Below are 13774 nucleotides of genomic sequence, written 5' to 3'. Positions count from 1 at the left end.
TACTGCTTGACTCGGAATGTTACAGGTAAGTATGACTCTACAAGCCTTGAATAGGCGCGCTGGTACTTTGTTATGCAATTATTGCACGCGCTACCAGTAAATCTGATTGCTCCATTTAATGAACGGCAGGACTCAACTCGGTACCAGGTGGTAATGAGAAAAGCAGGCATTAGCTATCAGATGCTTAAAAACAGGTAGGATTATCGATGCGCATCGGCTTATGAGAGTAAATATTTGGCCTCGCTTCTCCTATACTACTCACTTTAATTTTTCTATCGCGACCGGTTGAAAAGTCAGTGGTATCACTGATGTATGCTCAGTCACGAAGCCCCATATTAGTAACCCTATGCCTTGCAGCCGATATGCCTATAGGAATGAGAATTGTGCGGTGCTGTTAATATAGCTACAATGCTTGTTCCACTCGATTTTTCTTCAATATGGCTACCTCTAAACCTACTAACCCCGACACAATTGCTAAGGCGATAAACCAAGCCACGACGGAGGGCAACGGTTCCCTTTAAACCTTCTGATTTCTTCCCTTCAAGTACCTAAAGCCTTTTCAGATGGATTTCGAGTACGTCGTTGCCGGTAAAGTCATTTCACTACCTGTCAATCCCCAAAAGGTTGCGGTTCAATTCAAGGAGCCCTCAACACATGCATCAAGGCGGTCATCAATCGATACGAAACCTGAAGTAGGGGACTTTGACAACAGAATTGAAATTCCAGGAGAGAAAATCACGGTGATTGATGTGCCCCAGTCCGAGGCGCGTTTAGAACGCGTTGCACTCACCTCAGCCCGTTCGGTGCTGACGGCCGATGCAACAGTAGAAAAGACCGTCCCGGTATTCGACTTGGGCGCAGTACAAGTAGTGCCCTCAGACCGCATTCTGGTCGGGTTTCACCCCGATACTAATGGCAATGCAGAAGATATCATCGCGACGATCAATGGCCAGGTGCTACGTGTGGACGAAAAAGAGTACCTGATTCAGTTGCCGGCAAGCGTTGATCCACTGGAGACCGTAACCCGGTTGGCTCGGCTTCCAGAAATTAGCTATGCTGAGCCTGATTTTATCACTATTGGAAAGCATACCCCCTTAAGACCAACCCGTGAATCCCAAGTGCCCAAGGGCATGAGGGCTTTTCGCCCCACCGAGGAACCCCAAGGGCCTCTGTCTGCTGATGTGGTGGTAAATGCGCCGGATCCATTTGCCAAGCAGCAATACGCACTGCACATCACGCAGGCCCTCGCAGCACATCAACTAGTACTTCCAACGCGGGAGGTGGTGATTGCAATTCTAGACGAAGGAGTGGATGTGCTACATCCTGATTTAGCGGACTCAGTTATCGGCTCGTTCGATGCGATGGCTAACAGTTCTCCCCAATGCCCCATGCCATGGGATGCGCATGGAACAGCTTGTGCCGGATTAGCGGCTGCCATACCCCATAATGGACTTGGCATTACAGGTATAGCGGGAGGAAGCGCCTTGCTGGCTGTGCGCCTGGCTTACTCAGCCGCTAAAGGGACAGATTGGATAACGACCTCCAGCGCGATTAAAGCAGCTATTCAATGGGCTTGGCAACAAGGAGCAGCGATCCTAAGCAACAGCTGGGGAGGCGGCGCACCGTCCAATGCCATCATCAATGAATTTGAAAAGGCGCGGACGCGAGGTCGACAGGGTAGAGGATGTGTAATTGTCATTGCTGCGGGGAATGACTCGAGTCCTGTTGACTTTCCCGGCCACTTGCCAAACGTACTGACAGTTTCTGCCAGCAATGAATACGATGAGCCTAAAACCAAAGCCAGCCGAGATGGTGAGAATTGGTGGGGCTCTAACCAAGGACCAGAAGTAGATGTTGCTGCGCCCGGCGTACACAACTATACGACTGATATCGTGGGCACGGATGGCTACAATGTAATTGCAGGTAATCAAGAAGACTACACGGATTTCAATGGCACCTCTTCGGCGACCCCCATTGTGGCTGGGGTGGCAGCCCTCATCCTGGCGGCTAATCCAGCCTTAACGGAGGCACAAGTACGCCAGCTTATTATTCAGACAGCTGATAAAGTAGGCAAAGTGGTCTATAAAAATGGCCATAATAATCAGATGGGCTACGGTAGGGTAAACGCTTTGAAAGCAGTCCAGGCAGCTCTTCAACCTACCATGAACTAGCGGAATGGCTCAAAGGCATCCGTCACGACCACAAGCAACAATGCGCGCAACGGCTTTTGACGGAAACGAGGATGCTCTGCTGCTATATGCTGTGAAAAAATGATATGAGGCTAAGCAATTCTCTAATGGTCGTCCTTTCCGCTTTCGACTGGCAAGCCCAGTAAGTTACTTGCGCGGTGGAGTTGCATTTGCGGCTACACTCTGCGCTGCGATAAGCTGTACAAATGCACGTGTGCCTCGGTCAAAACTGGCCGAGGGGGCATCCTCCTCATTGTGTTGGCCATTTTCATTAAAGTCATATTTAATCAATAGAAATTAATCCAAACAAATTATTTACCCACGTTACTAGTCGGTTATTTCACTCCCTTCGCGTATCCATTTTCGACTCATGTGGTTTCCTTTCTTTACTCTCTGGATGCGGGCCTGGCTGCTGGGGCTGCTATGTGCAGTAAGTTTCCACGGCCGCGCCCAGTACTTTGTAAATGAATCTAATGCCCCGTGTCCGCACGGTGACCCGGTCAAAGCGGACACCATTTTCTACTCTCCCACCAAAGCTTTTCCCTTCGACCGGTGCTTTCACCTTAGCTACACGTTGCCCGTTCGGGTAAAGGTGACACATTTCAGCATCCTACCGGTTGACCAACGAGGCAATCCCAAAATTCGGCGACGCGACCGCCGGGTATTTTTACGCAGCGGGTGGCGTGCAGGAGAGGCGCGCCGCGCCGCCCGCCAGCGTAATAAGTTTGAGGATTTCAGAAAGGGATTAACCAACCGGCTGTTTACCCGAATCGACTCGGTGGTGAAGGCCGGCCGTACGGAGCTTATTCTCGAGGTGCCGCCCCTGGACCCTGGCCGCGAGTATCAAATCACTCTTTTCGCCAATGACTATGATGCGGCGGCCAACCTGTTGGAGGTCGGCCGGCTGGTTTTCCAAAGCCAGCAGGTGGCCCCGCCGGCTCCGGTGGCCTCGTTGCGGGGGGAGGCTCGCATACTTCACCGCCACAATGTGGCCAAGCGCGGCCGCGGCGCTGGCACCGAGGATTTTGCCAGGTTTGAACAAGCGCTTTACGCAACGCCGCTCGAGTTCAACGGTCCGGAACAGTCTACTACCCCTTATAAAGTGTTTTTAATCCCGGAAAGCGTGACGCTCCCGGCCCTAAATCAGTTGCGTCTACTAGACCCTCCGAATTACTATTCGGCGCAATTTCGCCCGGGTATTCGCCCAAGGGAAAAGAACGGCTTGCCACTGCGCGAGAGTTTCGGGCGCCGTTTACTCGGCTTGGTCGGCATTGCCAATACAACGCAGGACCACGAAGTACCGGCGGTGAATGACAATCCCGCCTATACCATCCTGGAACCGAAGCCCAGCCCAGACGGCCCCCGTCAACTAAGCATCAGCGACGCCCGCGGCCAGGTCATCGGATGGCGCGACACGGCCCGTTACGACGTTCACATCTTGGGCCAGGACGCCGACGGCCAACGTTTATCGGCGGCTGGCAAACTGCTGTTCACCGCTCAAGGCTTGCGAATCACGAGCTTGGCCCCCCCGGATTCGGTTGACGGCCAGTGGTTGCGGACCACCCCCAGCGTTATCGGAAGCTATTCCCTTATCGAGCAAGAACTCGGCGAAGTCGACAAGCAGGCCGAAGAGGCAAAGAAGCTGATTTTTGCGGCTCGTCCCCTGCAGTATGCCGTGGATTTGGCCATGGCCTGCCCCTGCCCCGATAAAGGTTTGCGGGATTTGCGGGCCAAGGATGGTCTGCTCAACGCTCTTACGCTGCTGCTGGCCCCCAACGCCAATCTGCGGGCCGACGTCGTGCGGGGGGTGCGATCGGGCTCCGACCTTACCCAAACGGCCGAGTCGGCGAATTATGGCCAACGCCGGGCCAACGTCAAGAGCAGCCTAGCGCAGTTGGATGCCACCGAAGAATTTTTGCGCAAAGCGGCGTTGCTTAACGCAACTCGGGCGGCCGCCATCCAAGGATTAATCGGGAGCGTGGGGCAGTATCGCACCCAGTTGCAAGCCGCGGGCCGCCAGTTGCAAGCAATCCTCAACCGGCAAGCAACCTCCCGGGAATTCATGGTAAATCACCTGTTGCTGCGGCGACCCCTGGTGGGCACCAGCGGCTCGACCTCGAAGCTGGATTTACTCAGCGACAACAAGGTCCGCATCATCCCCGACCTAGGTGTAGTGGTCGTGTTCAACGGCGGCACCCCGGTGCGGGCGCAGGCATTGGCCCCGTATGCCGGGTTCAGCGTTGGCTTTCGCGCCCTTGATAAAAACATCGAGTTCCGGCAAATCCGGTACAAATCGTGGCGGCACCGCCTAACCGTTTCTACGGGGTTGACCCTTGGGTCGCTGGCCATTGCCAACGAGCGGGAAGAATTGCTCAGCAGCGGTACTCTGCTCACGGGATTGGGGCTACGGCTCACCAACTTCTTGCAACTCACCGGCGGTGCCGCGTGGTTTAAAGCGTACTCGCCCAATCCGTTGTCCGACCTCCGACCGCTGCGGGCCGCGCCTTATGCGGGCGCTGCTATCGACCTCGAGTTGAAAGACCTCCTCAACGGCTTAAAATCCCTTTTCAAGTAATGAGACTTTTTTTACGCCTGCTGGTTTGGGGGTTACTGGGTGGCAGTTGCAGCGCCTGCTTTAACTCGGATGATTACGCTACCGCCGATCCGACGATCGTTCGCGTGCTGACCACGACGGGTAAGGCCGTTGCCAACGGCGACAGCAGCCTGCGGGTGCAGGCCCGCGTGTCGGACGCCGCTGCCCGGAATCGCCGCCAAATACTTTTTAAAACGTCCCTCGGCTTTTTTAAAGCCAACCAGGCCGACACGCTAACCGTCGATGCGGGCGAAGAATTCACGGCCGAAGCCGAAGTGGCCAGCGTGCGCACGGGCACCGCCGAGGTGACGGCCACAGCTGGTGGAGTGGAGGCCCAAGAGAAGGCCGTTTTTACTTTTGACCAGGCATACCCCACCGCCCTCACGGTCAGCGTTGACTCCTTTGCCGTTTCCAATCGGTTCAACAACCAGGTGACCCTCACAGCTACGCTGAGTTCCGGGCGCCGGGGCAAACCCAGCGTGGGCCATCCAGTTCGGTTCGACGTGCTGGCGGGCAGCACGCCGGTGGGGAACTTCTTGAACGGTGTTGCCACGGCCTCGACCGATGCGACCGGGGCCGCCAAAATTCGCTACTCGCCCGGAGGCATCAGCACCACGGGCACCTTGACCGTCGTGGCAACGACTATCCCCGCCAGCGGTACTCCCATTTCCGCCACGACCTTTTTCCAATTGTACAACCGCTAATTCCGCACGGCCATGGCGAACAAGCGTCCCAAAGTACCCAAAGACCTTCGGCCGGCCCTGACCGCGCTACAACAGGAGATTAAGGCGTTCATTGCCCGCACACCGGCCTTAGCTGGGATGAGGCTCACGAGTATGACCCTACAGCACCCCACCAAGACAAAACCTGCGGTGGCCGCTGATTCGCCCACGTTATCTACTACGGCAACCAATATACGTGCTGAGAATGTCGGGTCCAATGAGCGTGGCCCTAGACCGAAATGGACTTACATCTGCTACGATGATAATGGCACGCCCTACTCCAAATACGGTTACGGCGACTGCCCTTAGCAGTTAGCCAATAAATCAGTGCTCGCTGTCATAAATTACGAATAGAGCAGCTACACAAGTAGCGTGACCGTCGCCCTCTGATTTCCTACTGCTACTCTAAGCAAGTCCCTGATTCTTACCGCAAGTTATGTACCGCGACAGCCAAGTTACGGCTTGCTCTGCTCAGGGCCGTGATTGCTGGCGCGAGGCAAGAGCGTTTTGTCGATATGTGAGATTACTAAAAGCAAAGTCCGCTCTCGTTACTTCCGCCTAGTTGGTACATAAGGTTTTGCTGCCCCTTAACGGTGATTCCAGTCCTTAAATGTCGATCTCTGCAATACCTGAAAACCGCGTTGGTTATGAAAAGCATTTTGCCGGCCTTCTTCATTTTTTGGTTTGCCCTTTCAGTAGTCGGGCAGGACGTACCGGGTAGTTACTCGGTCCTCCCGTTAACCGATCACCTGCAACGGGACACGATAACCTCAAATTTCGGCGACAAATTTAAGACGGAAGAAGAGCGCACCGATTTTAAGAGCTTACGGAATTACCTTAGCGAACGCGAGGGTTTGCTCGCGGCATTGAGGAATACCTCGGCCAGCCTGCACCGCAATTCTTCGTTTTTGCCATCTACCGTGGCCAGCACCAAAGTCATCGAACAGAGATTGGCCAACTTAATTAATGGAAGAAAGGACGAAGATAGTCTGCAGGTGCACCTGGCTTCCGTAACTGATAATTTTGCTTTGGGCTGGTATCCGTTTGATGAATTTGCCAACAGCAACCCCGACAGCGAGAAAAGAACGGTTTGGGTAAGTGTGGGGCAGCTAAAGACAAAACTCTCTAGAATCAGTAGCTACTTTGTGGAGGCTAACGCCGCGGCGAAGAGAATGAGGACCATTGACCGCAGCATTGAGGCGGTCGAGAAAGACGTCAATGACTGCCGCCGGCAAATCGACGTAGCCCTAGCGCCGGAATACAAAGAGCAGGATTTCCGAAAACAGATTACCCTCTATTTCTCCCTGCTGATCGCTTTAATGCTCGTATCATTTTTCTTGATCGTGCACCAAAACGCCGGTAATGAGTTATCGAAAAACCTGCTATCGAGTAATGGGCTGCAGTTCATTACCTTGTTTGTGCTCATCATTGCCGTAATCCTGTTCGGCATCCTTAGTATCCTGCAAAGCAGCGAGCTGGCTGCCATCCTCGCGGGCATATCGGGCTATATTCTTGGGAGGGGGACCCAGAAAAATGACGTTGCTGCAGGGACTGGCGTGCAATGAAGCGCTGGTTGAAAGTAATTGTTTGGAAGTGCTTGTTATCCCTACGAAAGGACACTAAGCAATAAAATCAGAATCGGCAGAAGGGAACGGGTGAATACCTGCGCTTTTTGGCCAGCCCTATAATAGTGGAGCGAAAGTCACTGGACAACAGCATATAGCCGTTGTGATTACGCGCTCAACCAGCAACTTCTCTAACTGCTCATATTGCGCTACTTTGTGGGGCGCAGATAACGAGCCGACCGCTTAGGTACGGTTGGGCCCCTGTAGTTAATTAGATTGGCCTTGTAGGCAGCCTTCTTGCGCAGGGCTGTTCTGCCGCAGTTCATGCCCCTGAAAGTGGTTTGAAGCTTTAGACAAGTTATCAATCACCTGCTATTGTAGCCCCGCCAAATAGTATTGCACAGTCATCAAATAATTGATAACTGCTTTAACGACTTAATACCAGGCATGAAAAAGTAAGCCCCCCCTCTTGTAGTGACGAAATCAGGTAAATTATGGATCCGCGTTCTGGCAGGACACCCCTGCATACTGTACACATTTCCATTATTCCGGGGTCCAATTAGTGGATCCGTCTCATTGTAGAGTGACCCAAACGACTGATTATTAACCCAATGCTGCTGGATGAATTCAAATTGTCTTTCTATACTACTATTTATACAAATAAAAAGCAGTCCACGGTTTTGGTGATCATCAATTAAGGCATTGTCTGTCCTGTTACCATAGGAACGCCCACGTCTGATAATACGATGCCGTTTTACGGTCCGTAATGATGTAGCTGGGTCATCAAATAACGAATCCCGAGGATTAGTACGGCGAATATGTGCGCCTATGGGGCAACCAAAGCCCGCTGGGTCATCTTGCGAAAAATTGAATTCATTTTCCTGATTGATAGTCGATGGGGCAGCCGGATCATAATCAGGGTACATAGTGAGAGGTGCGCCACTGGGCCACCGTCCAACTATTTTTGAACCTAGTTTTATTTGGTCAGCAGGTAGACTAACCCCATCAGGATTACTTGTTGATTCTCGAAGATACTTCCAAAACCGGTGTACGTGCTGCTCTAGCTGTCGAAATACAAGGTAAGTGCCATTCAAACCAAATTCAGGCATTCCATTCATATTAGGCAGAGGGTCAACTGTTTGCATCTCATTCTCATGCCCAAGGATAAACTCACCCGCTTTAATTATAGTAGCGTGTTGAGTCCGGTTTAGTTGCCTTGTTTCCCTACCTGTTCCTTCAATTATCGGTTGCCCGATACCATCTAAAAAGCCAAAATGCTCTTTAGAATCTGGTTGTCGTCCAGCAGAGAGTGTTTGGATAAGGGTAATTCCACCATTCTCAAGAATCCCATTTTTTAGTAACGTCAGTTGCTTGTTAAGTTCGTCTTCCCCATTCGCGAACAGTAAAAGCAGGAGGTCTACAGGTGATGCGTCGTTACCCCACAGCCAATTTTCTGGAGCGCTATCGCCTGTATCACCCAATAATTTTTGCCGGACGAGTGTAGTCATCCCTTCCTGAAAAGGAACCGAGAAACTAAGAAGGTTATAGGATGTAAAACCAAGCTTACTAAAAGCACTAGCGGTAAAGGCTATATTAAGTGCAAAGTCACTATTTCTGTCCCTGCCTGTGGTAACGCTGCCAGCTATTTGAGTTAACCAACCACGACATTTCTCCGCGTTAGTGATGGTCAATAAGAGGTAGTTAGCGCAAGGCATGTTGTCACTATAGGAGCTCAGGACAAATCCCTGGACATCTGAAAAGTCGATTATTTTCATCTTAAAATCGGTTAAGCCATTTCTCAGTATCTGTTTGGGATAAATCAGTGAAAAGGTCTTCTCGTATTGAGCTATCCCTATCAATATTCTGCACCGTTAATTCAGGATAAGCACTATACCAGACCTGTGACGGCACTTGCGTGTTTCTTGCAAATGCTTTAAAAGCTGGCTCGTCACGGGCACCGTCGAAGAGGAGGAAACGGGTTTTCGGGAATCCTACCGTGTTACTCCATATACCAGTGAGCCCCCGACTGGCTTTATCAATGAAATCATCAAGATAACTGCTCCAGCTACCATCATAATTGCTTAAGAATAAAAGATACTCGTTATTAATTATTGACCAATGGGCAAAATGAATACTTGGAATTCCACCGAGTTTTCCTTTATTAGATGTTCGCGCCAGTAGATTGGCTGCAAAAAGCACAGTTTTTAAAGTGAGAAGCCGTAATATCCCAGGTTTTATTTTTGTGAAATTTGCAAGATGACTTTGAGCTATTATATTCTCAGTAGCCATTAATCTTTGAATATTAGAGGGAAGTAATGGTTGCGTGTCAGTTCGGTCAGTTTTTTCCTTTATTCGTAAAATCAAAAGTGCAATTATTACCAGAGGCAAAAGGCCAATGGATAATACACCGGCTATTGTTAGCCTAATCCATGGAATGACTTTTTCAGATATTGTCTGGCGCGGAGGAAGTAAGGAATATAAGTTCGGGTCGACAGCCGATCTTACAAAATCCTGCATTTCTTCTCTGAGGTGAAGGGTTGATATATTATCTGCTTTAATTTGAGAAAATAGCTTGTCCAGATAAATTTGAAGTTCCTCTCGCAGGTTGGCATTATCGGCTATGGTTTTTGCGGATCTTCCAATATTGCCAATATGGTAGGCATTTGGACGAACAATATTTGCAACTAAATAGCTTTTTAATGCAGATGGTTGATAAGTATTCGGGCAATTAATACAACACTTATACAGCTCGTGTAATCCTTCTCCGAAAAGGTGCAGCATTTGGTCAAGATAGCCTGAAAGATCACCGTCAAAGTTGTTTTCAAAAACTAGTACAGGTGACTTGCCCTGGCAATCAATTATTGTAAAACTGGCGAAATGCAGTAAGGGAAGCGAATGAAACAAAATGTATGCGTTGTTTTTAGGCTTAGATTTGATTTCACTCAGGAAGCTTTCCAGTTGTTCTCTTTTGTTAGGATTTATAGTTGTAATGATGGCCAATATGGTCTGCCGTACATTCACTCTATCAGGATGAAGAGATTGAATACGTTTTTTTCGGTTTAAACCTAGCTGCTGCACTAGCACTGCTACACCTAAGCCAGTAACCGCAAAAACTGGAAAGCTGAAAATGGAAGAGTCTCGTTTCATACAGCAGCAGAAAGGTTCGCACTTCGCGAAGGTCGAATACAACAATCAGCAAAGCATCAGTGCTGTCACTGATTTCACAGTCCAGTGTTACCTTCGCATTGATTACAACATTATGGCTAAGGGGTGTAATTCGAGCAGGTGCGTTGGCATCTAGCCTTTGCAGGAAGCATCTGCCTAGCATGAAATCATAGATAAGTATATCGTAAGGGTGTATACCCTACAGACCTAACTTCTGCGCCGCATTGTGCTGGCGCACATCGTCCAGGCGGGTATAGCGTCGGATCATGGCCGAAGTCTTATGCTTGGTTTGGTTCATGATCTCGCTGTCATCGGCCCCGGCCAGCTTCGCGACGGTCACAAAGGACGCCCGCAGGGAGTGGGCCGAGTAGGTGGACCCCAGATAGCGCTGTACTACCGCGTTGATGCTTTTGTCCGAGAGCCGCGCCTCGGTTAGTCGCTCTCCCTTGCGCAGCGAGACGAACACCGGCCCGGTCTCGCGCTTGACTTGGCGCAACCAGGCCTGCAGGGATCGGATAGGGCAGACCTTGGCCTCGGGCGAGTAGAAGATGGCCTTCTCCTCGTACTCGCCCAGTTGGTTGGTTTTGCTCTTGGCCAGCGAGACGATCAGGCAATCCTCCGTGAAGCGCAGCTGCTGCACGGTCAACTCCGAGAGTTCCGAGCGCCGGAAAGCCCCGGTAAACCCTAGTAGCAGAATCGCGCGGTCGCGCAGGCCGGCTACGGTCTTGGTATCAATCGCGCGCACCAGGCGCTTGAGCTGGGCCAGGGTAAACGCGGGAGCCTGCTTTTGCCGGACCCCGTGCACGCGGCGGATGCCGTCGAGCAAGACCTGAAACTGCTTGTTGTCCGTCGGACAGTCCAGCCCCCGCAGTACGTGGGCCTTGCTGATGGCCGAGAGGTGACGATGAATGGTCGCGACTTTCTTACCGGCATCGGCCAGGTAGGTCACGTAGCCGGCGAGCGTGTCGACGGTGGCGGGCACCGGCTCGATCTGGTTGGCCTGGCACCAGTGGGTGAAGTGACGCAGATCCGAGGCGTAGGCCCGCGCCGTGTTGGGGGCACCCTGCAGGCCGGCTTCCACGTAGCGGGCTGTCTGCTCGGAGAGGCCCGCGAGCGAGTCCGTGGTCTTTGGAATTACCACCGGGTGGGCGTCGACTTTCATGTAGCCTATATATAAAGGAGTAGTGAGGCAAAAAAAGGCTAGAAAAGCGAAGATAGCGATAGGTTCCGATAATCTTTAATTATCGGAACCTATATAAAAATTATTGGATCAGGCTGAGGCAACAACTTCGGTATCACAAGTAACAATTATGATGTCTAAAGTAGGTGAGCTTGCGGTTTATTTAGACTTTATGGATTCGAGGAGGCTTTCGTAAGTAAACATTAAAAAATGGGCGGCTTTAATGTCTGCTGCCATTTCTTACCACTTGGTGAGGTCTGAATTCGAGCAAACATTAAAGCAAGGCTCGCTTTAATGTTTAGTATGAAGCGCTGGGTGCTTCGTGAGGTCTAAAACCGAGTAAACATTAAACAGGTGGCTTTGGTGATGTCTGTTGAGGAAATGGTAGGTTTGCGTAACACACGGACTTACTGCCTACGCGAACACCTTAAATGAGCTATCCCATAAACCCCGACCGCAACAAGCCGTGGAACGCCCTGCCGGAGTTACCCTTGGCGCAGGAGCTGGTGGAAACCATCGAAATCCTGAGCCAGTTGGTGAAGTCCCGGGCCGCATTAGGACGACTGCAGGGACGGAGCGCGGTCATCCCCAATCAAGGCCTGCTGATTAACAGCATCAGCCTGCAGGAAGCCAAAGCCTCCAGTGCGATTGAGAACATCTTCACCACCGACGACGAGCTCTACAAGGCGTACAGCGAGCAAGCGCCGGCCTCGGGCCAAGGCGCCCCGAAGGAAGTGCTGCGATACCGGGAAGCCCTGTGGCACGGGCACGAGTACTTGCAGCAGCGTCCGGCCTTTGACCTGGAGTACTTTCCGCAGATGTACCGGCAAATCACGCAAGCGACCGACGGGATTCGCCCACCCGTTGCGCAGATATACATCAAACAAGGCGGCTCCGGGCCCAATGCCGGGAAAGCCATTTACACGCCTCCCCGCGGGGCCGGCATCCTGGAGGCGAAGCTGGCAAACCTGCTCTACTTTATGAACGACGACGAGCGCTACCCCCTGGACCCGGTGCTGAAGATGGCCATCGGCCATTTTCAATTCGAAGCCATTCACCCGTTTCGCGACGGCAACGGGCGCACCGGCCGGGTGTTCAACATCCACTACCTGACCCAGAAGGGGCTACTGGATTACCCCATCCTATTCCTGAGCCGCTACATAATGGACCACAAGAGCGACTACTACGCGTTGCTGGCGGGGGTATCGCAGCGGGGAGACTGGAGGTCGTGGGTGTTGTATATGCTACGGGCCGTGGAGAGCACGGCCAACCTCACCTATGATAAAATCAACGACCTGGTGGCGGCCAAGGATGCGATTCTGCAGGCCGTGGTAGCGGATACGGACTTGGAACGCCCGGAGCAGTTGGTTAACAGCATCTTCACCCAGCCCTTCACCAAGGTCAAACACCTGACCGATTCGGGCCTCTACGTAGAGAACACGGCCCGTAAGTACCTAAATCAACTGGTGGACATGGGCATTCTAGGCAAAAAAGTCATCTCCGGGCATCACTACTACCTTAATCTGGAACTGCATCGCATCCTGAGCGAATAGCCCAAAAGCAACAAAACTCGGGCTGCCAATGAAGGGATACTCACTGTAATAACCCGCAAGGGTGGAGCGTACACGCTGGTCCAGCAACTCATCTACACGAATCCATAGGCTCCATCCACCGGGTAGGAGACTTCCCATCCGGGAAAATGTACACCCTATATGGCAACGGCCGGGCCCGGATGCTATCAATTTTGCAGGTTGAAAAGCGTAACAGCTGCCGGTTTTGCCCGTATTGGATAGCTTTGCTTGTCAAACTGATTGCCGAGTATGCTAGCTCAGAAATCCTCCGCTTTGCATAGTTACCCCTCGTCAGCGGTTCATTCTGCGGACTGGCTGCGCTGGGCTCACCGGCAGCCGCTGCCCATCCAGCAGCGGCCCGCCCTATTCGTGGGCTCCCTGGCATAACGCTCCCCACTTCCTGTAATCAGCCACCAGCAGTTTCCTTCACTGGTAAGCTGTGCTGATAAGCTAAACCTGCCCGGTTCCCTGCGGGGGCTGCAGGCGGGGCGTTTTCCATCCTTTCCGTTGATATTTTCTATGGCCGCGAGTCCGTATCGCCGCTTTTCCAGCCTATGCCCTACCGTGCAGAAGCTGGTCATTCGGCTCATTCAAGAAGAGTTTACCCTCCTACTATCCCTGCCCACTAACTTACCCGAATCTGTCTGGAACCGCGCCATTGCGCTGGTAGACCCCACGCTTCTATACTGCACCGCTGCGGAGCCCACCATCCGCATATGCCCGGAATCCTACGAGCAGCTGCGGGCGGGTCTGCCGCGAGAGCTAATCAGGGCGGAGTAGCAATGCCCT

General features: G+C 52.1%; 10 protein-coding genes. 7 read left to right on the top strand and 3 right to left on the bottom strand.

The window, feature by feature from the left end:
* The first annotated feature begins 563 nt into the window (after positions 1 to 563).
* From ACYVHC_RS20745 to ACYVHC_RS20725, 5 genes are all read left to right on the top strand, one after another.
* Positions 564 to 2171 carry a S8 family peptidase gene (locus tag ACYVHC_RS20745; RefSeq protein WP_460615651.1) on the top strand — a complete coding sequence of 536 codons (1608 nt, stop codon included), beginning with the start codon at positions 564 to 566 and terminating at the stop codon, positions 2169 to 2171.
* Between the two features lie 388 nt (positions 2172 to 2559).
* Positions 2560 to 4764 carry a hypothetical protein gene (locus ACYVHC_RS20740; RefSeq protein WP_460615650.1) on the top strand — a complete coding sequence of 735 codons (2205 nt, stop codon included), beginning with the start codon at positions 2560 to 2562 and terminating at the stop codon, positions 4762 to 4764.
* A complete protein-coding gene (locus ACYVHC_RS20735) occupies positions 4764 to 5486 on the top strand; it encodes a hypothetical protein (RefSeq protein ID WP_460615649.1) in 723 nt (240 codons plus the stop codon). The genes ACYVHC_RS20740 and ACYVHC_RS20735 overlap by 1 nt, the downstream gene beginning before the upstream one ends.
* A gap of 12 nt (positions 5487 to 5498) precedes the next feature.
* Positions 5499 to 5813 (top strand): hypothetical protein, encoded by a 315-nt coding sequence (locus tag ACYVHC_RS20730; protein ID WP_460615648.1) that lies wholly within the window; start codon positions 5499 to 5501, stop codon positions 5811 to 5813.
* 338 nt (positions 5814 to 6151) lie between these two features.
* Positions 6152 to 7069, top strand: coding sequence for a hypothetical protein (locus ACYVHC_RS20725; RefSeq protein WP_460615647.1), 918 nt, complete (start codon positions 6152 to 6154; stop codon positions 7067 to 7069).
* Between the two features lie 407 nt (positions 7070 to 7476).
* Here ACYVHC_RS20725 and ACYVHC_RS20720 read toward each other — a convergent pair whose 3' ends face one another.
* The 3 genes from ACYVHC_RS20720 to ACYVHC_RS20710 all read right to left on the bottom strand — a co-directional run bounded on the left by ACYVHC_RS20720 (position 7477) and on the right by ACYVHC_RS20710 (position 11396).
* Positions 7477 to 8844, bottom strand: a complete 1368-nt coding sequence (locus ACYVHC_RS20720) for a Dyp-type peroxidase (RefSeq protein WP_460615646.1) — start codon at positions 8842 to 8844, stop codon at positions 7477 to 7479.
* Position 8845: 1 nt separating this feature from the next.
* The gene (locus ACYVHC_RS20715) at positions 8846 to 10216 is read right to left on the bottom strand and encodes a hypothetical protein (protein WP_460615645.1); all 1371 of its coding nucleotides are present in this window, start codon (positions 10214 to 10216) and stop codon (positions 8846 to 8848) included.
* Between the two features lie 217 nt (positions 10217 to 10433).
* Positions 10434 to 11396, bottom strand: a complete 963-nt coding sequence (locus ACYVHC_RS20710) for a site-specific integrase (RefSeq protein WP_460615644.1) — start codon at positions 11394 to 11396, stop codon at positions 10434 to 10436.
* A 449-nt stretch (positions 11397 to 11845) separates the two neighbouring features.
* Here ACYVHC_RS20710 and ACYVHC_RS20705 point away from each other — a divergent pair, with 449 nt between their 5' ends.
* Together ACYVHC_RS20705 and ACYVHC_RS20700 are read left to right on the top strand one after the other, a co-directional pair.
* Positions 11846 to 12967 (top strand): Fic family protein, encoded by a 1122-nt coding sequence (locus tag ACYVHC_RS20705; protein WP_460615643.1) that lies wholly within the window; start codon positions 11846 to 11848, stop codon positions 12965 to 12967.
* Between the two features lie 537 nt (positions 12968 to 13504).
* Positions 13505 to 13765, top strand: a complete 261-nt coding sequence (locus ACYVHC_RS20700; protein WP_460615642.1) for a hypothetical protein — start codon at positions 13505 to 13507, stop codon at positions 13763 to 13765.
* Positions 13766 to 13774 lie beyond the last annotated feature (9 nt).

The organism is Hymenobacter seoulensis (assembly GCF_054780535.1).
The sequence above is the reverse complement of the archived record's forward strand: the minus strand, read 5'-3'. Positions and strand labels throughout refer to the sequence as shown.